Annotated in this window: 19 protein-coding genes; 13 read left to right on the top strand and 6 right to left on the bottom strand. The window is 35.5% G+C overall.

All coding sequences use genetic code 11. The features are described from left to right. Window positions 1–239: 239 nt before the first annotated feature. The 4 genes from BAZO_RS17100 to BAZO_RS17115 all read left to right on the top strand — a co-directional run bounded on the left by BAZO_RS17100 (window position 240) and on the right by BAZO_RS17115 (window position 5,498). Window positions 240–1,475, top strand: coding sequence for an efflux RND transporter periplasmic adaptor subunit (locus BAZO_RS17100; RefSeq protein WP_039957661.1), 1,236 nt, complete (start codon window positions 240–242; stop codon window positions 1,473–1,475). Next, window positions 1,476–4,553, top strand: a complete 3,078-nt coding sequence (locus BAZO_RS17105) for an efflux RND transporter permease subunit (protein WP_004432106.1) — start codon at window positions 1,476–1,478, stop codon at window positions 4,551–4,553. It abuts the gene before it with no gap. Window positions 4,554–4,619: 66 nt separating this feature from the next. Then, window positions 4,620–5,186, top strand: coding sequence for a TetR/AcrR family transcriptional regulator (locus BAZO_RS17110; protein ID WP_004432109.1), 567 nt, complete (start codon window positions 4,620–4,622; stop codon window positions 5,184–5,186). A gap of 120 nt (window positions 5,187–5,306) precedes the next feature. Next, entirely contained in the window at window positions 5,307–5,498 is a 192-nt protein-coding gene (locus BAZO_RS17115; RefSeq protein ID WP_004432112.1) for a hypothetical protein, read from the top strand. Window positions 5,499–5,557: 59 nt separating this feature from the next. On the opposite strand, the gene BAZO_RS17120 is transcribed toward BAZO_RS17115, so the two are convergent. Continuing rightward, the gene (locus BAZO_RS17120; protein ID WP_081585749.1) at window positions 5,558–7,693 is read right to left on the bottom strand and encodes a heavy metal translocating P-type ATPase; all 2,136 of its coding nucleotides are present in this window, start codon (window positions 7,691–7,693) and stop codon (window positions 5,558–5,560) included. After that, window positions 7,686–8,054, bottom strand: a complete 369-nt coding sequence (locus BAZO_RS17125) for an ArsR/SmtB family transcription factor (protein ID WP_004432118.1) — start codon at window positions 8,052–8,054, stop codon at window positions 7,686–7,688. The genes BAZO_RS17120 and BAZO_RS17125 overlap by 8 nt, the downstream gene beginning before the upstream one ends. Window positions 8,055–8,254: 200 nt before the next feature. On the opposite strand from BAZO_RS17125, the gene BAZO_RS17130 reads away from it, so the two are divergent. From BAZO_RS17130 to BAZO_RS17140, 3 genes are all read left to right on the top strand, one after another. Beyond that, a complete protein-coding gene (locus BAZO_RS17130) occupies window positions 8,255–8,962 on the top strand; it encodes a response regulator transcription factor (protein ID WP_004432120.1) in 708 nt (235 codons plus the stop codon). Window positions 8,963–9,134: 172 nt separating this feature from the next. After that, on the top strand, window positions 9,135–10,136 hold the full coding sequence (locus BAZO_RS17135; RefSeq protein ID WP_004432122.1) for a PstS family phosphate ABC transporter substrate-binding protein: 1,002 nt from the start codon (window positions 9,135–9,137) through the stop codon (window positions 10,134–10,136). A 147-nt stretch (window positions 10,137–10,283) separates the two neighbouring features. Then, on the top strand, window positions 10,284–11,183 hold the full coding sequence (locus BAZO_RS17140) for a DUF2935 domain-containing protein (RefSeq protein ID WP_004432124.1): 900 nt from the start codon (window positions 10,284–10,286) through the stop codon (window positions 11,181–11,183). A 131-nt stretch (window positions 11,184–11,314) separates the two neighbouring features. On the opposite strand, the gene BAZO_RS17145 is transcribed toward BAZO_RS17140, so the two are convergent. After that, window positions 11,315–11,542, bottom strand: coding sequence for a hypothetical protein (locus BAZO_RS17145; RefSeq protein WP_004432126.1), 228 nt, complete (start codon window positions 11,540–11,542; stop codon window positions 11,315–11,317). Between the two features lie 185 nt (window positions 11,543–11,727). On the opposite strand from BAZO_RS17145, the gene BAZO_RS17150 reads away from it, so the two are divergent. Continuing rightward, window positions 11,728–12,183 carry a MarR family winged helix-turn-helix transcriptional regulator gene (locus BAZO_RS17150; protein ID WP_004432127.1) on the top strand — a complete coding sequence of 152 codons (456 nt, stop codon included), beginning with the start codon at window positions 11,728–11,730 and terminating at the stop codon, window positions 12,181–12,183. A 77-nt stretch (window positions 12,184–12,260) separates the two neighbouring features. Continuing rightward, entirely contained in the window at window positions 12,261–12,965 is a 705-nt protein-coding gene (locus tag BAZO_RS17155; protein ID WP_004432130.1) for a pirin family protein, read from the top strand. Window positions 12,966–13,062: 97 nt separating this feature from the next. On the opposite strand, the gene BAZO_RS17160 is transcribed toward BAZO_RS17155, so the two are convergent. Together BAZO_RS17160 and BAZO_RS17165 are read right to left on the bottom strand one after the other, a co-directional pair. Further along, window positions 13,063–14,016 (bottom strand): cation diffusion facilitator family transporter, encoded by a 954-nt coding sequence (locus BAZO_RS17160; protein WP_004432132.1) that lies wholly within the window; start codon window positions 14,014–14,016, stop codon window positions 13,063–13,065. 11 nt (window positions 14,017–14,027) lie between these two features. After that, the gene (locus tag BAZO_RS17165; RefSeq protein ID WP_004432134.1) at window positions 14,028–14,336 is read right to left on the bottom strand and encodes an ArsR/SmtB family transcription factor; all 309 of its coding nucleotides are present in this window, start codon (window positions 14,334–14,336) and stop codon (window positions 14,028–14,030) included. 189 nt (window positions 14,337–14,525) lie between these two features. On the opposite strand from BAZO_RS17165, the gene BAZO_RS17170 reads away from it, so the two are divergent. The 4 genes from BAZO_RS17170 (at window position 14,526) to BAZO_RS17185 (ending at window position 17,456) form a co-directional block, all read left to right on the top strand. After that, entirely contained in the window at window positions 14,526–15,269 is a 744-nt protein-coding gene (locus BAZO_RS17170) for a ZIP family metal transporter (RefSeq protein ID WP_004432136.1), read from the top strand. Between the two features lie 190 nt (window positions 15,270–15,459). Continuing rightward, window positions 15,460–16,323 carry a cation diffusion facilitator family transporter gene (locus tag BAZO_RS17175; protein ID WP_004432138.1) on the top strand — a complete coding sequence of 288 codons (864 nt, stop codon included), beginning with the start codon at window positions 15,460–15,462 and terminating at the stop codon, window positions 16,321–16,323. A gap of 85 nt (window positions 16,324–16,408) precedes the next feature. Next, on the top strand, window positions 16,409–16,861 hold the full coding sequence (locus tag BAZO_RS17180) for a nucleoside deaminase (RefSeq protein ID WP_004432139.1): 453 nt from the start codon (window positions 16,409–16,411) through the stop codon (window positions 16,859–16,861). 220 nt (window positions 16,862–17,081) lie between these two features. Next, window positions 17,082–17,456, top strand: coding sequence for a YmaF family protein (locus BAZO_RS17185; RefSeq protein WP_004432141.1), 375 nt, complete (start codon window positions 17,082–17,084; stop codon window positions 17,454–17,456). Between the two features lie 51 nt (window positions 17,457–17,507). Here the strand turns inward: BAZO_RS17185 and BAZO_RS17190 are convergent, their stop codons facing one another. Then, window positions 17,508–18,029 carry a hypothetical protein gene (locus BAZO_RS17190; protein ID WP_004432144.1) on the bottom strand — a complete coding sequence of 174 codons (522 nt, stop codon included), beginning with the start codon at window positions 18,027–18,029 and terminating at the stop codon, window positions 17,508–17,510. Window positions 18,030–18,046 lie beyond the last annotated feature (17 nt).

Genomic DNA, 18,046 nt, shown 5'->3' on the forward strand with positions numbered 1-18,046 from the left:
TTATCGTAATAATACGTAAAAGAAAATCACTAGCTTGACAACCATCTACCTACTTGCTTAAGTTTTGTAAAAAGTGTTTTCAAATTGCCACTCTTTCTATATACTAATGTTAGTGATAACTAACATTAGTATAAGTTTATGAAATAGGTTTTTTTTTTTTTGCTATTAATGTTAGTTGGTACTAACTAACTGAATTAAATTTAAATCAAGCACAAAAAAGAAGGTTGGTGATGAATCTGATGAATAAACGTATTTTAGTTGTTTTTGCTTTGTTATTCATTAGTATTTTAAGTGGTTGTCAAGTGGAGGAAGCAACCCAAGAATTTGCAGAATTATATGTAACCGCACATACGGTTGAGGAGCAACCGTTATCAAATGCCGAGAGATTCTTTGGGGAGATCGTTAGTAAAGAAACAGTAACAATTTCATCGTCTATACCCGGAAACATTAAATTGGCTCCAGATAAGAATGGAGAAGAAGTTCATAAAGGGGATCTTTTATTTTTAATTGAGAATAAAGACCTTGAATCAGAAATTTTAAATAAAAAAGCTGCAGTGGCAGTTTCAAAAGCTAATTTAGAAAAAATGAAAGCGGGAGTAAGTGAACAGGAAATTAACAGTGTGGAAGAAAATCTACAGGCAGCAAAAGCTAAATATGATGCAGCAAACTTAAATACAGATCGGTTAGCAGTATTATTTGAAAATGGGGCCATTAGTAAACAGCAGCTGGAGCAAGCTGAAACTGAATTAGAAATTGCAAAATCTCAATATGCATCTTTGAAGTACCAATTGGAGCAAATGAAAGCAGGCCCGACAAAGGAAACCGTTCAAGTTGGAGAAGCACAGTATCAGCAGGCTAATGCTGCTTATGCCGCATTACAATTAAAGGTGAAAGACCTATCCATAAAAAGTCCAATCTCCGGCTTTATAGCAGATATCCAGGCTGAGAAAGGAGAATTCGTTGGTTCAGGTATGCCTTTGGCCTTTGTTCATAATATTGATCAAGTATATGCTCTCATCAATATTCCAGAATCCTACTTTTTAAATTTGAATCAAGGAGATCAGGTAGTCGTAAAAACCGCAACCTTAAACAAAAATTTTAACGGTACGATTATTGAAATACCGCCACACGCGGATTTGAAAACGAATTTATTCAAGGTGAAAGTTATTATCGACAATGAAAATGGACTGCTTAAACCAGGAATGACAGCTGAGGTTAATGTCCCGGTAGCTGACAAAAAAGCGACTATTACAGTTCCGGCAGATGCCGTATTGAATGATAGAGGGGAGTATATTGTCTACGTGATTGAAAATAATATGGCTGAAAAAAGAGTTGTTCACACAGGGATTCGGACGGAAACCAATATTGAGATCGTAAGTGGACTGCAAAAAGGAGAGGTCATTATCGTGGATGGAGTTGAATTTGTCCGGGATGGAGATAAAGTTCAAACGATCCAGAAAGAGAGTGGGAACTAAATGTTTAAGGTACTATTAAAACGTCCACTGACAGTATTTATGGTTGTCTTAATGATTGTTCTTATGGGATTGTTCGTTTTATTAAGGATTCCTGTAGATTTGTTTCCTGATCTTGATCTTCCAGTTGTGACTATTACAACGATAAATGCAGGGGCCTCTCCGGAAGAAATGGAGGAGCAAGTGACAAAGGTTATTGAGGAAGAAATGGCTGATTTAGAGGATCTTGATTCAATAAATTCAACAAGCTCGCAAAATGTTTCCCGCGTAATGATCCAATTTGATTGGGGTACAGATTTAAATACAGCCGAAAATGAAATTCGCTCAAAATTATCAATGATCAAAACAGATCTCCCTTCTACAGTAGAAGATCCAATTGTAGAAAAAGTAAATCCATCCGATACACCGATTGTTGAGCTGGCCTTAGTTGGTGAAGGGGATCTGAAGGAATTAACGACGATTGCCGAAGAACAGGTTAAGGATGAACTACAAAAAGTGGAAGGGGTAGCGTCTGTTAAAATTTTGGGCGGTCAAGTAAACGAGGTTCAAATTTCACTGGATGAAAGCAAGTTAACCCAATTCGGAATTACCATTGGCCAAATTCAGCAGGTTCTACAGAAGGATAATATCACGCTTGCAATGGGGGCAGTGGATGAAGGAAACAAATCTATACCGATCAAAAGTAAATCGGAAATAACGAATATCTATGAACTTGAAAATACGCCTATTCCTAATCAGCTGGATATTCCACTACGTCTAAAGGACTTAGGCGATGTGTCGATTAAAACATCAGAAATTGATAAAATCTCTTATTATAATAACAGTAATGCGGTGACCATTAATGTCTATAAACAAAACGGTGCCAATACAATTGATGTAGCAGCTAAGATAATGAAAAAAGTTGAAGAACTTAAGGGTGAGTTCAGCAAAGGGAAATTAATTGTTACGAATGATTCTTCACAGTTTATTAATCATTCAGTTAAAAATTTAACAAAGGAAGGATTCATTGGGGCAGGATTAGCAACGCTTATCATTTATTTTTTCTTAGGTGAATTAGCAGCCACATTGGTGATTGCGTTAGCAATTCCGATTTCGATTATTGCGTCATTTCTGTTGATGTATTTTAGTGGGTTAACAATTAACCTGATTACACTTGGAGCATTAACATTAAGCATTGGTTTAGTCGTAGATGATGCTGTTGTTGTTCTCCAAAATATTTACCGTCACTATAAGGATGAAAAAAAGACAGTCTTCCCGGCTACTATTGAAGGAACGAAAGAAGTAGCATCTGCTGTTTTTGCGTCAACAATGACAAAAATGATTGTATTTTTACCGATGCTATTTGTCGGAGGGATGGCCGGCCAGATTTTTCGTCCATTGGCTTTAACAGTTATATATAGTTTATTGTCTTCCCTAATTGTATCGTTTACCGTCACACCAACTCTGACTGCCTTACTTTTGTCACTTTCGCAGTCGATACCATGGCTCAAGAAAAAATCAAAATGGTCTTTGTTTTTAGATAGACTAAGGCAGGGAATCGAAGACAGGTATAAAAACCTTTTGGTACATGTATTGAAATATCGAAAAATAGTTCTTTTTACCGCCTTACTTTCACTTGTAGCCGGAATTGCCTTCGTACCAATGATTGGGAAAGAGTTTATGCCGAAGATGGATTCAGGGGAATTCACGGTACATGTTAATATGGCACCAAATATAAGATTAGAAGATACTGAGAAAATGGTGAAGGATATTTTGCAAAAGGTAGATGAAATTAAAAGCAAGGAGTCTACCTATATTGGTATAGGATTTACAAAAGATAATCCGAACCAAGAACAATCGGATAAAGCCTTTATCCATGTAAAGTTAGTTGATAAAGCAGCAAGAAATGAAAGTACAGCAGCGGTGATGGAATCGCTTAGAAATAAACTTAAATATCCTGGTGTTCAAATTAAAATTCAAGAAAAAGGATTTATCATGGCATCTTTATTTTCATCTGACCCGGTATTTATTACAGTTAAGGGAGAAAACTTGGACGTTTTAGATCGTATATCACATGATATAACGCAAATGATTCAAGAAGTACCGGGAATACGAGAGGCGGACAATAGTTTTAATGGAAGAAAAATAGAATATATTCTTCATTTTAATAAAGAAAAATTGAAAAGCTATGGTCTAGATGTAATGCAAGTCAGCAAAACCTTACGTATGGCAATGGAGGGGGAGGTTATTGGGATCATGCGGACAGATACCGATGATATCGACATTCGCTTATCCTATAAGGGAAGTTCTTTAAATCAAATTGGCGATGTTAAGAATGTTTTGATCCCTACCAAGTATGGAATGATTCCGCTTCAAAATTTTATCGAAGTAAGTCAAGGTACTATGCCATCGGATATTTTTCGTGAAAACCAAATCCGTATGTCATATGTAACTGCCGGCATCTTTCATTCAGATTTAGGTACGGTTAGTGAAAAGATTCAAGACAGATTAAAAGATTATAAGCTCCCAAAAGGATATACAGTTGAATTTGGCGGCGAAATGGATGATATGAAAGAGTCATTTTCTGATTTAGGGGTCGCCCTTCTATTAGCAGTCTTGCTTATTTATATGGTAATGGTGGCTGAATTTGAAAATGTGAAGCATCCTTTTATCATTATGTTCACAATTCCACTCACTATATTGGGGATTACAGGAAGTTTACTTGTTTTTAATCGAAGTTTAAGTATGCCCGCCATTCTCGGTATTATTATGCTTTCAGGGATTATTGTCAGCAATGGAATTGTTATGATTGAATTTATGAAGCAGTTGCGGGAACAAGGTTTAGATGCCTATCAAACAGTGATGAAGGCTGCGCCAATACGTTTAACCCCAATCCTTATGACAACCGGAACAGCAATACTAGGGATGGCCCCGATAGCATTCGGTTTAGGAGAAGGAACGGAAACAAATGCCCCGATGGCGACAGTTGTGTTAGGGGGACTAACGGTCGGGACATTGTTGACACTTTTTGTAATTCCTATCCTTTATTATTCAATGGAGAAAAATAATAAAAAGATAAAGAAATGGATTCAGGAAGAATAGTAGTAGGTTTTAATTGATACATTAAGGGAATGATAGTTAGTAATAACTGTACCAAGGAGATATGAAATGAGAGATAAAACAGACCAAATTATCGCTGCTGCACTTCGGGTGTTTTTAAGAAAAGGTTATCTTCAGGCAACTACACAAGAAATCGCCAAAGAAGCAGAGGTTGCAGAAATGACTTTGTTTCGGAAATTTTCAACCAAACAAAATTTGTTCTTATCTGTTTTCAAACCGATCATCGCACGGCAATTTGATTCTAAAATTATGCAATTTGCAAAGGAAGAAGAAACAGCGGAGTTTTTTCGGAAAATATTATTCGACCGTCTAGAGACAATGTCGCGAAATGATCAAGTGGTAAGGGTTTTAATCGCTGAAAGTGTTATGAAAAACTTAGATCAAAGCATTAACATGCCAGAAATTCTTTTGAATAGTTTAAAGCAAGCAATAGAGGCTCATTTTTCACTTAAAAATACAACTATTGATGGAGAACGATGTGCAAGACTTATTGCCGGCATGATGTTAAGTCACGTCATTTTGCCAGAGAAGGTTCCTTTTTATAAATTACCTGAACAATCAAAAAGAGAGATTGTAGACCGGTACGTTAATACTCTTTTCCATTTTCTAACTTGATTAAATTAGTAAGCACCACTTTAGGGCGATGCTTATTTTTTGCATCTTTATACAGCGGATGGTATAAATGAATTAAAGATGTAGCGTTGATTTCATTTGGAAAGGAGAATCTTCCACTTAATGTTTTATCTTCTGGCGATAGCCGTTGTAGTTTTAATAATTGGCACATTGGTAACCATATCCGTGTCTAAAGAAAATGACGAAAACTATGGGAAAAAGAGCAAGTCCAATGTGATGCGATTAACATCAATTTATGTCGTAGTCGTTTCGGTCTCCCTTGTTATTCTTGGCTTTTATATAGCTAAAACTTAAAGTAAATTAAAAGGATTGAACTCGTTAGCGTCGGAGTTCAATTCTTTTAATTTAAAAAACTATTGGTCTTTAACCTTCAATAATCTTAAACTATTTAGAGTTACAATCAATGTGGCTCCCATATCTGCAAATATGGCGATCCAAAGCGTTAGCCAACCAGGTACGACTAAAAGTAAAGCTAGTGCTTTCACGACTAAGGAAAAAGCAATGTTTTGTTTTATCGTTCCAAGTGCCTTCCGACTTAAATTCATTGTAAATGGCAATTTGCTTAGATCATCAGACATTAAAGCAATATCTGCGGTTTCAAGTGCAGTATCCGTTCCGGCCCCTCCCATTGCAACCCCTACTGTTGAGGCAGCAAGAGCTGGAGCGTCATTAATTCCATCACCAACCATCGCAACACTTTGGTAATTTTCACGAAGTTCTTTGATAAATGTTAATTTATCTTCTGGAAGTAAATCAGCCTTAATCTCCGAAACCCCAACTTCTTTTCCAATCACATTTGCTGTTCTTTTATTATCACCGGTGAGCATAACTGTTTTTTTGATTCCAAGCTGGTGTAGTTTATATATTACTTCTTTTGATGTTTCTCTTATTTGGTCTGCTACGGCAATTAAGCAAAGAATTTTATTTTCTGTACCTATGATCATGACGGTTTTCCCTTGTGTTTGAAGCGTTGAAATTTTTTCTGTAATTGTATTATCGATGCCATCTGGAAGGATTTCCTTAAACAAGTTTGGGCTTCCGACATAATACATTTCGTTCTTAACTCTTGCTTTTATTCCTTTTCCTGTAAGTGACTGTAATTCTTCAACAGCTATATCATTGAAATTTAATCCGTTGGCTTCGGCCTTTTTCATGATTGCCGAAGCAAGAGGGTGTTGAGATCCTTTTTCGATCGCTGCTGTAATGGCTAATACTTCATTTTCATTCCCGTCAAAAGTCACAATATCTGTCACTACTGGAATGCCTTTTGTAAGAGTTCCGGTTTTATCAAAAGCAATGACTTTTAACGATCCTGTTTTTTCTAAATGGATGCCGCCTTTAATTAAAACTCCATTTCTTGCAGCATTTCCAATGGCCGTTACTACAGAAACGGGTGTTGAAATAACAAGTGCACAAGGACAACCAACAACTAGTACAGATAACCCTTGGTAAATCCAAGTACTCCAATCTCCGCCTAAAAAAGGTGGAATACTAGCAATCAAAAAGGCTAAAACAACAATCGCCGGTGTGTAATATTTTGCAAATTTATCTATAAAGGCTTGAGATGGTGCGCGTTCTGCTTGGGCCTCTTCCACTAAATGAATGATTTTGGACAATGTTGTGTCTTCCACCAATTTTGTTACTTTTACCTCTAATAAGCCTTCTTCATTTAAGGTACCAGCAAACACTTCATCATCAATGGTCTTAGTTACAGGAACAGATTCACCCGTAATCGCGGCTTGATTTAATGTTGAAGTCCCTTTAACAACAATGCCGTCCATTGCCAGCTTTTGTCCGGGCTTTACAATCATGGTGTCGCCAATCTGAATGTCATACACATTGATTGGAAATTCTCGGGTACCACGCCGGATTAATGCTTCCTTAGGTGCACTGTCCATCAATGACTCAATAGACTCTCGCGCTTTATCCATAGAAAATCTCTCTAGAGCCTCACTAATAGCGAAGAGTATAACGACAGTTGCCCCTTCGCTCCATTCACCAATTAAAGCAGCTCCAATGATAGCAATTGTCATAAGTGTGCTCATATCAAACTGAAACTTGCTTAAATTTTTAAGACCTTTCCTAAATAATGTGTACCCACCAATTAGAATGGAGGCTGCAAAGACAATCATTGGGGCAATATGATCTTCACCGTATTGATGCCCTAAAAACCAAGCGAAAAGCAGTAATAATGAGGAGATGTACACTTTTATATTTTCTTTTTGTTTCCAAAATGGTTCTTGTTTGATTCTTTGTTCTTTTTCCCCTCGCAATTTTAAGTTTTCAAAAGCCCCTGCTTTTTCAAGTTCTTCAATCGTCGTATTCCCATAAACTGTAATCTTTGCGGCGCCGAAGTTTACCTGTGCATCGATAACACCATCCAGGTGTTTCACATTCTCCTCGAATGTTTTTGCACAGCTTGCTCAGGAAAAGCCTTGAACTCTGTAAGTTTTCGCATCATAGTTCTTTAATATTGCTTGATCAGACATGGGCTTTCTCCTCTTTTGTATGAGCTAATGCAATTCCAATTAACTGCTTTACATGTTCATCGTCAAGAGAGTAGAAAGCTAATTTACCTTCTTTTCGAAATTTTACAATCCCGCGGCTTTTAAGGGTCCGTAAATGATGGGAGGTTGTTGCAACAGTAGCACCGATGATATTGGCAATGTCACATACACACAACTCCTCATCTTGGCATAAGGCATAGGTGATCTTTGCCCTATTTTCATCCGCAAGTGCTTTAAAAACTAAAGCAATATTTGATAAATCTTCATTTTGCATATCGTTTTGAATTCGATTAACTTTTTCTTCATCAAAACAATAAATATCACAAGTATCCTTTGACCCCATAACTGTTCCACTTCCTTGTTATTCAAGTGTTCGTTTGAATATACAATAAACTAAAACATCGAAATATTCAAATGTGAATTTGAATAACAAGGTCCTATTTTAATATATTTACAAAAACTTAATATTTTAAAAAAACTAAATTAACAATACAAAGGTAGATTTTTATATAAGGAGCTAAAACATACTTATTGGAGGATATCATGGTCAAAAAGGTATTAGTTGTAGATGATGAACCAGCAATTATCACATTACTACAATATAATTTGCAACAATCTGGGTTTGACGTAAGCTCTGCCATGGATGGTGAGGCAGGTATAAAAATGGTTATGGAAGAAAATCCGGATATCATGATCCTTGATTTAATGCTGCCCAAACTCGATGGAATCGAAGTATGTAAAAAATTGCGTGAAGATAAAATCATGATACCGATCCTAATGTTAACGGCAAAAGGTGATGAATTTGACAAAATTTTAGGCCTTGAACTTGGTGCAGATGATTATATGACGAAGCCATTTAGTCCAAGAGAAGTGGTTGCCCGAGTAAAGGCGATTTTAAGAAGAAAACCAGTGATAGATACTATCGAAAATAAACAGTCAAAGGAGGAAAAAATACAAGTTGGAGATTTGAAGATTTTTCCTGAACGCTTTGAAGCTTATATTGGTGAAGAGAGACTTGACCTTACCCCGAAAGAATTCGAACTACTAGTCTATTTATCGCTGCACAAAGGACTTGTCATAACTAGGGACCAATTATTAAATGATGTTTGGAATTACGAGTATGCAAATGATACTAGAATAGTAGATGTTCATATTAGTCATCTTAGAGAAAAGATTGAAAGAAATTCAAAAAAACCAGTATATATTAAAACAATTCGGGGTGTAGGATATAAGCTGGAAGAACCTAAGTGATTGTTTAAATGAACAAAACCGAGAGAGTGGGGGCCTCTTGGTTTTTTTATATTTATAAGTCTAAAAAGTCGAATTTACAAAATATTAACGATTAGTTTATATGCGCTTAATACAAAACTATTAGACTAATAATTGTAAAAGATAACAAACAACGCAGGAGGAATTTGGGGAAATGAAAAAAATGAAAAATCTTCTTTTTATGCTTTTAATGTTAGCTCTAGTCATTTTTACCGCAGCATGTGGGGGGCAACAATCAACTGAAACTCCAACTGAAGGCGAACAACCAGCTGATCAAGCTACAGAATTAGAAGGTGACGTTATCGTAGATGGTTCTGGAACTGTATATCCATTAATGGCACGTATTGCTGAAGAATATATGACAACTGCACAAGAAAACGTAAGTGTCCAAGTAGGTCGTGCTGGTTCATCCGCAGGCTTCAAAAAATTCATCCCAGGTGAACTTGATTTTTCTGATGCTTCAAGACCTATTAAAGATGAGGAAGTAGCACAGCTTGCGGAAAAAGGCATGAAAATGGGCGAAAACGTATTAGAAATCAAACTTGCTTATGATGGTTTAACAATGGTTATTAATAAAGAAAATACATGGGCAACTGAAATGACGAAAGACGAAATTGTGAACATGTTTATTTCTGGAAAAATCAAAGCTAATGATAAAGTATTATGGTCTGATATTCGTCCAGACTGGCCAGCTGAAGAAGTAAAGTTCTTTGGACCTAACGAAAACCATGGAACATACGAATTTTTCTTTGAAAAAATCCTAGACGAACAGCCGTTGGTGAAAACTGTAAATCTCCAACAAGAATATTCAACATTAGTTGATTTAGTATCTAAAGATAAAAATGCGATCGCATTTTTCGGCTATGGTTACTATGCAAACAATACTGATAAATTACAAGCGGTTAGCGTAGACTTTGGAAAAGGCCCTGTTTCACCAAGTCTCAAGACAATTGGGGAAGATCTTGATTATGCAGGATTCACTCGTCCGGTATTCACTTATTTAAATGTTGATTATGCAAAAGAAAAACCACAAGTATTAGACTATGCAAAATTCGTAGTTGAAAATGCGGGTAAATTCGCAGGTGAAACTGGATTTGCACCAATGACAGAAGAAACATTAAAAGGTTATCTAGACCAATTAAATGCAATTAAATAAGAAAAATCTTTGAGGCTAGCGTTCCTAAAAAAATAGGAACGCTTTTTAAAATTTCATTTTCCCCCTAAAATATCAAATCTTGTCCAATACATAATCCCATTTTTTTAAAATATTATTTGTAATAAGTAAAATCAAAGGAGGAATTCGATGCAGAATCATCCTCAACTTCCGGGTCATGTGAATATGGACCAATTCAATCAGATGTTAATTTCTCCAGAATCGTTTGCTGCAAAACCTGAATCACTTACAGAGCAACTATTTGTAGAGCGATCCCTAACAGAAAACAAGTTTTGGTTAAGAATTATGAAAGAACACTCCCTATTTTTAGGGGAAGGCTTTAATCGAAAGGATACACATCTTATTCAACAAACCGATAGATTTTATCATTATTTTGAACAGCAAGAAAAGAAGGCTTACCAAACGCCGAACAATGTGGAATTAGTTAGAAAGTTAAACGAAGAAAGTATAGATCTCGTACAAGGATTTCGTAATTTTAAAAGAAATCTTTTGATTCTAATCATTAATTGTAAGATTAGCGGTTTCAACTTTCCTTTGCTCGTGGATCACATTGCAAGGGAAGCAGAATATTTTATGCGAACTTTAAATAAGTTCAATAAGGGCATTTTAGACCCCATCCAAGATGCAATTATAACTGAAAACGTATTTTGGATACGAATCATGATGGAACATTCCCGTTTTATTGCCTCTTTGTTAGACCAGTCTGAACGAAATTTGGTCATTACAGCACGTAAATTTGGTGACGATTTCGAAACACTATTAAATCAAGCTAGAGATGTTGAGTCGATGTTGTATCGTAAACAACCAACATATCCGATCATCGGCAAATTAAATAATGATAGTGAAAATGCAGCTCAAGAAATACTTGCCTTTAAGAAGGCAGGGTTGGAATTGATCAAATCATGCCAAATCCGAAATGTAATAAGCCCTTTATTAGCTGACCATGTGGTTCGTGAAGCTGAACATTTCCTATATATGATTCATATATTGGAAAATCGATTAAATGCAAAAAAACAGGCAGAACAGTAACTATTAGAAATACTAAAAAACGTCTGCCAATAAGGTACAGACGTTTTTTAGGTGAGATCAGACACCCTTCGGTTATAAAATAATTTAAAGGAAAAGGTGGAAGGGTATTTGCTGTAGTTTGTTAATACATTTTAATAATATTGATAGGGATAATAACCAAACGGCGGTCTTCCCGTTGGAATTTCTGGATACATATATCCGTTAGTGTAATGAGGATTTGGATACGTAGGTTGGTGTGTCTGTTTATGAAAATGGCTATAGGTTTGGTGATTAAAATGCGCTTGACATGCCCCTGGTGATGATGGATGTGGTCCCGTTGTAATGTTTTTAGGGCCTTCGAAATATTTAAAATTCTCCATGTATATACACCTCTTTATAAAGGATTATTTTTATATGATTATGAAGGTCAAGCAAATTCGTTATTTACTTTGTGAAATTGAGCTTTATACCTAATGTTTTCAATCCTCTAAAGCTTTGTTGACATAGAAATTTTAATATTATACAATTATCTCGAATTCGAGATAAAAGGAAGGGAAGACTAATCATGGGGACTACGGACAAAAAACTAGTAGAAGAGGATTTGTCTCTTAAGTTATTTATAGTGTTATCACGCGCATTGCAATCGATAAATAAACGTGTTGAAGAAGACATCAAGTCTATGGGGCTAAACGCAACAGAGTTCGCCGTTTTAGAGTTGATTTATAGTAAAGGGGAACAACCAATACAAAAAATTGGTGAAAAAGTTCTTATAGCAAGCAGTAGTATTACTTATGTGGTTGACAAGTTGGAGAAGAAAAAATTCTTAACTAGAAGACCTTGTCCGAAAGATCGCCGAGTCACATATGCAACGATAACTGAAGAAGGAACTAAATTTATGGATGAAGTTTTTCCTAATCACAGGACAGCCATTCATGAAATATGTAGCGGGTTGGATTCTAATGAGAAAGAAGTTTTGATCCAACTGTTAAAAAAATTGGGGTATCAAGCGCAAGGGTTATAATTTTTTTAGTAATATATCTGAAATTAATAATATATGAATTTGTATTAATTTTTTTAAAATAGAATGGAGAGAATAATATGTTAAAAAAAATTGATAGCAATCAAATGGGCTCAAGTAATCTTGGATGGTTAAGAAGTAAGTTTCATTTTTCTTTTGCAGAATACTATAATCCTGACAATATTCAGTTCGGTGTTTTACGAGTAATTAATGACGATTTAATCAATCCACAAACGGGCTTCGGAACTCATCCGCATCGTGATATGGAGATCATATCCTATGCAGTAAATGGGGAATTAACTCATGGTGATAGCATGGGAAATAAAAATACAATCACTCGCGGTCATGTCCAGTATATGAGTGCAGGTACTGGTGTGCTCCACAGTGAGCACAACTTAGGGGTAGATACATTAAGGTTATTACAAATTTGGATATTACCTGATCAATATGGTTATACACCTAACTATGGTGATTACAGATTCAATTGGGATGACAGAAAAAACAAATGGCTGCACATGGTTTCTGGGGTAGGCGGTGATGCGCCCATTCAAATTCATCAAGATGCTAATATCTATTCTTTAGAATTAGAGCAGGGAAAAGAAATCGGCTTCCCAGTGAAAGAAGGAAGACAGGCATATTTAGTACAAATTGAAGGTATATCTACTATTAATGGTATTGAGTTAAACGATAGAGATGGCATGGAAATTGTTGAAGAGGATATCACTATTCAATCGGAAAATACATCTCATATTTTAATTATAGAAATGAAAAAATCTGATCAATAAATGAATGTGAATTGAAAGAAATAATAGGCATTGGAATGATAAAGCTCTTATTCACAACCAAGATGCGAATAAGAGCTTTGGTTTTGCTTGTAATTGACTATACCTCTGTTTCTGCATGTTGTAAATCTGATTTTTCAACCTGTATCGTTGTATGTTTAATTTTAAATATGTTTTCAATTTTAGTGATGGCTTCTTGTAGAATAACCTGACTATCTTGATTATCTTCAATTAGGATATGACAGCTTAAAGAGTCTAAACCTGATGTAATCGTCCATATATGCAGGTCGTGAATGTTAATAACCCCCGGAATTTCCTCTAATGCCTTATAAACCTCTTGTTGGTCAATGGTTATAGGAGTCCCCTCCATTAGAATATGCACGGTATGCTTGATAATTCCCCAAGCACTTTTCAGTATCAGGAGTGCAACAATAACACTAATAATAGGGTCTGCTACATACCAGCCAAAGAAATACATTACTATTCCTGCTAGTATCGCTCCAACTGAACCTAATGCATCACCTAACACGTGTAAATATGCACTTCGTAAATTCACATTGTCTTTCACGTCTCCCTTTCTCATTAATACCCAAGCACTTAATAGGTTTGCTAAAAGACCTATTAATGCAATCAGCATCATTGAGCCACTTGCCACAGTTGGTGGGTCAAAGAATCGCCCGTAAGCCTCATAAACGATAAAACCAGCTATTAAAAAGAGTGAAACCCCATTAAAAAGAGCAGCCAAAATTTCGAATCTGTAAAAACCAAAGGTCTTATTTGGTGATGCTGGTCTTGCTGCAAACCACATAGCAATTAAGCTAAGTGCTAATGAACTGGCATCGCTTAACATATGACCTGAATCCGAGAGCAGGGCTAAACTGTTTGTGATTAACCCACCGAAAAACTCTAAAAGCATAATGCCGGTTGTGATGGTTAATGCAATGGCTAAACCTTTCTTATTTCCTTCCCTAGTTGGACCATGATGGTGGTGTCCATGATGGTCATGACTGTGACCATGACCGTGCTCATGTCCGTGGTGATGATGGTGACTCATTTTTATTCCTCCTAATTATGGGTTGTATGATTAATCATGATTTTTAATATCTCAATAACATGTTCGTCATCACATGTGTAATAAATTGATTTTCCGTCTCGTCGTGATTTAACTAATCTAAGATTTTTTAGAAATGACAATTGATGGGATATGGCTGATTGAGACATATTAAGTACTTCAGCAATATGACCTACAGAACACTCTTCTTGAGATAATAAATACAACAGTTTAATTCTGGTGGGATCCCCCAAGGCTTTAAAATTTCTTGAAACCACTTCAATTAGGTCTTCATCTAAAAATAGGTGTTCGTCTTTATTCATGATTTAGAATCCTCCTATGCAAACATAAACATATGAGTATTTATTCATATGTTAAATATAAGATACATCAAATAACAAAATTTGTAAATAGGCTATATTTATGGATATTCAAGCTATCTTATGCATGTCTTTTCAAAAATTAACGTATACATGAATGAACAGCCAGAATGACGAAAGGGGCAAGGGTTCATGATATTTAATTTATACATTTCGCTGTTTATATCCTTTTTAGCATTTTTAGGAATGTACATTGGTGGAATCACAACAACTTTTTTTAAGCAGTACTTACCTGGAAAAATTCATAGGCTTTATATTTTTTGTGGTGGATTATTAGTCGGTTTGTTAATTTTTGAAGTCATACCAGAAAGCATACAGCAATATGATCAGCTAGGACTGATAATAGGTGGATTTTTAGGGATAATTGGAATGATGGCAATCGAGAACATATTTCATAGTAAAAACAATCATAACGGGAAAGCTTCAAATTATGTTCATGGCATTATATTTTTAATAATTGCTGTCGCTATTCATAATGTTCCAACTGGATTTGCTATAGGCACCAATATAGTCGACCAGTCAATTACAGGATCACCTCTCTTATGGGCACTTTTTTTACATCATATTCCAGAGGGAATAACATTAATGGTATCTAGTATACTTGCTGGTTCAAATTCATTATCTTTTTCATTGATTACAGCTCTTTTAGCACTGATTCTTGGTGTAAGTATCTTAGGAGGAATAAGTATTTCCAATCTATCCCACCAGTTTAATACAATATTAATGGGTAGTGCAATCGGGACATTAGGGTATGTGACTGTACATGAAATACTTTGGAAATCAAAGACTACGGTAACAGCTAGAGAATATATTATTTTAGTTTGTGTAGGACTGATCTTCATAAGACTATATATTTTGAGCTTAGAGCTACTTTAAACATTCTAAGCATTCCTATTTTTGGTAAAGCCAATCATCACCTATACTGTATTAGATATTTCTTGCACAGTTTTTGTAGGTATCCAAGATGAATTGTTGCAATAAGGAAAAACTGTTGCTGTAGACACACTCGATTTTGATATGCCATACTCAATAAGGAAAATTATTTTATTTGTATGGGGGCATATTAGTGGAGTCTTACGAAAACCTCAAGGCTGGAGAAAAAGGTGCTTGGCTTAGTATTATCACATATATATTTTTATCTGTATCTAAATTGTTGATTGGGTTTTTGGGTAATTCAGAAGCATTACTTGCTGATGGATTAAATAATTCAACAGATGTAGTTGCCTCAATAGCAGTTTTAGTCGGGTTAAAAATAGCTAGGAAACCTCCAGATAAAAATCATCATTATGGTCATTTTCGTGCTGAAACAATTGCGTCGCTAATTGCGGCTTTTATCATGATTTCGGTAGGGATCCAAGTAATAATTGAAGGTGTTAAAAGTCTAACTGATGAAGGTAATGCTATTCCGGATATGTTTACCGGGTGGGTTGCATTAATCTGTTCGATCATCATGTTCTTGGTTTATTGTTATAATATAAACCTAGCTAAAAAAATTAATAGTCAATCCATCAAAGCTGCTGCCAAGGACAATCTTTCTGACTCTCTTGTTAGTATTGGTGCATTTATTGGTATTTCAGGGTCACAATTTGGCTTTTATTGGCTAGATACGGTAACTGCTATTCTTGTTGGAATCATCATTATTAAGACTGCAATCGAAATATTTAAGGAGGCTGTACTTGAACTTACTGACGGCTTTGAAATTGAGGAATTGGAACAAATTAGGGAGACCGTTAGTAATAATCCTGATATTAAAAAAGTAAAAAGTATAAAAGCTAGAATGCACGGAAATCAAACATTTGTTGATATTATTATAGTGACAGACCAAACTCTAAATGTTTTTGAAAGTCATCAAATTACCGAAGAAATAGAGAAAAGTCTTATGGAGAAACATCAAATACAAAATGTTCATATTCATATTGAGCCCCAATAAATTTTCTTTGTTAAACTTGACGCAGTCTTATTAATTATGAGATGCATGGTCTATATTGATAATAAAAAAATGGGAGGAAAAAAGAATGAATATTTTTATGAAAAGAGCGGTAGAATTAGCTGTTATTAATGTAAATGAAGGAGGACAGCCATTTGGTGCTGTTCTTGTGAAAAATAACGAAGTAGTAACTGAAGGTGTAAATGAATTACATAAAACATATGATGTAAGCGGACATGCCGAATTGATTGCTATTAGGAGGGCACAGGCTCAATTACAAACTAATAATTTATCAGGTTATACTATGTATGCTAGCGGAGAGCCGTGCCCAATGTGTCTAACAGCTATGTATTTTGCTGGTATTGAAGAGGTGTTTTATTGTCAGTCAGTGGCTGATGCTGTTGAAGTAGGTTTGGGAAAATCCAAATTTATATATGATGAATTTAAAGAGAGCAAAGATGAACGTAAAATAAAAATGAAACAAATGCGATTGAATGAAAATCAAGAAAATCCAATGAACCTTTGGAAACAGACCCTTTAAACAGATAGTGGGAGAATTCCCACTATCTGAATTTTTTTATATCTATATCAAGTTCATTTTCTTGATCTGCTTTTACCCCTGCTTTGCTAAGCCTGTTTTTTGATATATATTTAGCCATTAAAAGGGCTTTTTCAATGAACACCTTGCAAAATAATTCATATATTAGAATGGCGTATTGGATTCATATTTGCGCAATTAATCTTTTCGAGGGGGAAGAGGTTTGGAAATACCTGTAACTGGTTTTATGATTTCAAATAATGAAGATGACCCTATGCATTCTCATAGTCTTTATATAATGTCTTGGGATGGAAAGCCTGTCCATGTACATCATATTTCGGGTGTAACTTCTTTTGCTGATGGTCATCATCATAAATACGTTGGTACCACTGCACCAGCACTAAGTGGAGTGCCGCATACTCATCAGTACTTTACATTCACTTCCGTTAATGATGGACATAGACACGAAATTAGAGGAGTTACTGGACCGGATATCCCACTTCCAAATGGTGGACATTTTCATGAATTTCATGGAGTTACAACTGTTAGCGGTCGAACACCTCACTCCCATTCATATAGTGGGAGAACGAGCAGATAGCGTATAAAAGGTATTACAGATGTGTAATACCTTTTCTTATAAGTAGTAATATTATCTAATTTTCGGTACCATATTTGCTTGTGATATTTCTTTTTTTAAGGACTGAAAAGTTTCTTTTCCAAAAAAAGTGTTGGCTTTATTTTCTATTTCCTCTAGTATTCTATCGTTTTCATTTAATACTTCTTTTATTCGGTTAATTAGAAGAAGAGCATTTCGTCCGGAAATTTCTTTTTCTAAACGAGCGAGAAGTACTTTACTATCTATCGAAAATCGATGGGCAAATCTATGACACATACCCATATTGGTTCTGAGTGAGTGGCCATATTCATCTGTAAATGCCCTACGTATACAGCCTCTTACGCCTGCATAACCATAAGAAACCTCAGATATTGCACGGTAAAAAAGAATAATCCCTCCTGCATGACTAGCCTCCGGGTGTATCCGTAATTCACTTACTAACGATACAAGTCGCTGAATGACAGGTTTTCCGGACTCCATTGTTTTCCACCATTCTAATAAATGAAAGTATTCTTCATTACTAAGGGTCATTTTGTGTGAATTAGGATTATACATGATAACCTCCATTTGCC

It is taken from the genome of Schinkia azotoformans LMG 9581 (genome assembly GCF_000307855.1).
Classification (GTDB): Bacteria; Bacillota; Bacilli; order Bacillales; family Bacillaceae_J; genus Schinkia; species Schinkia azotoformans.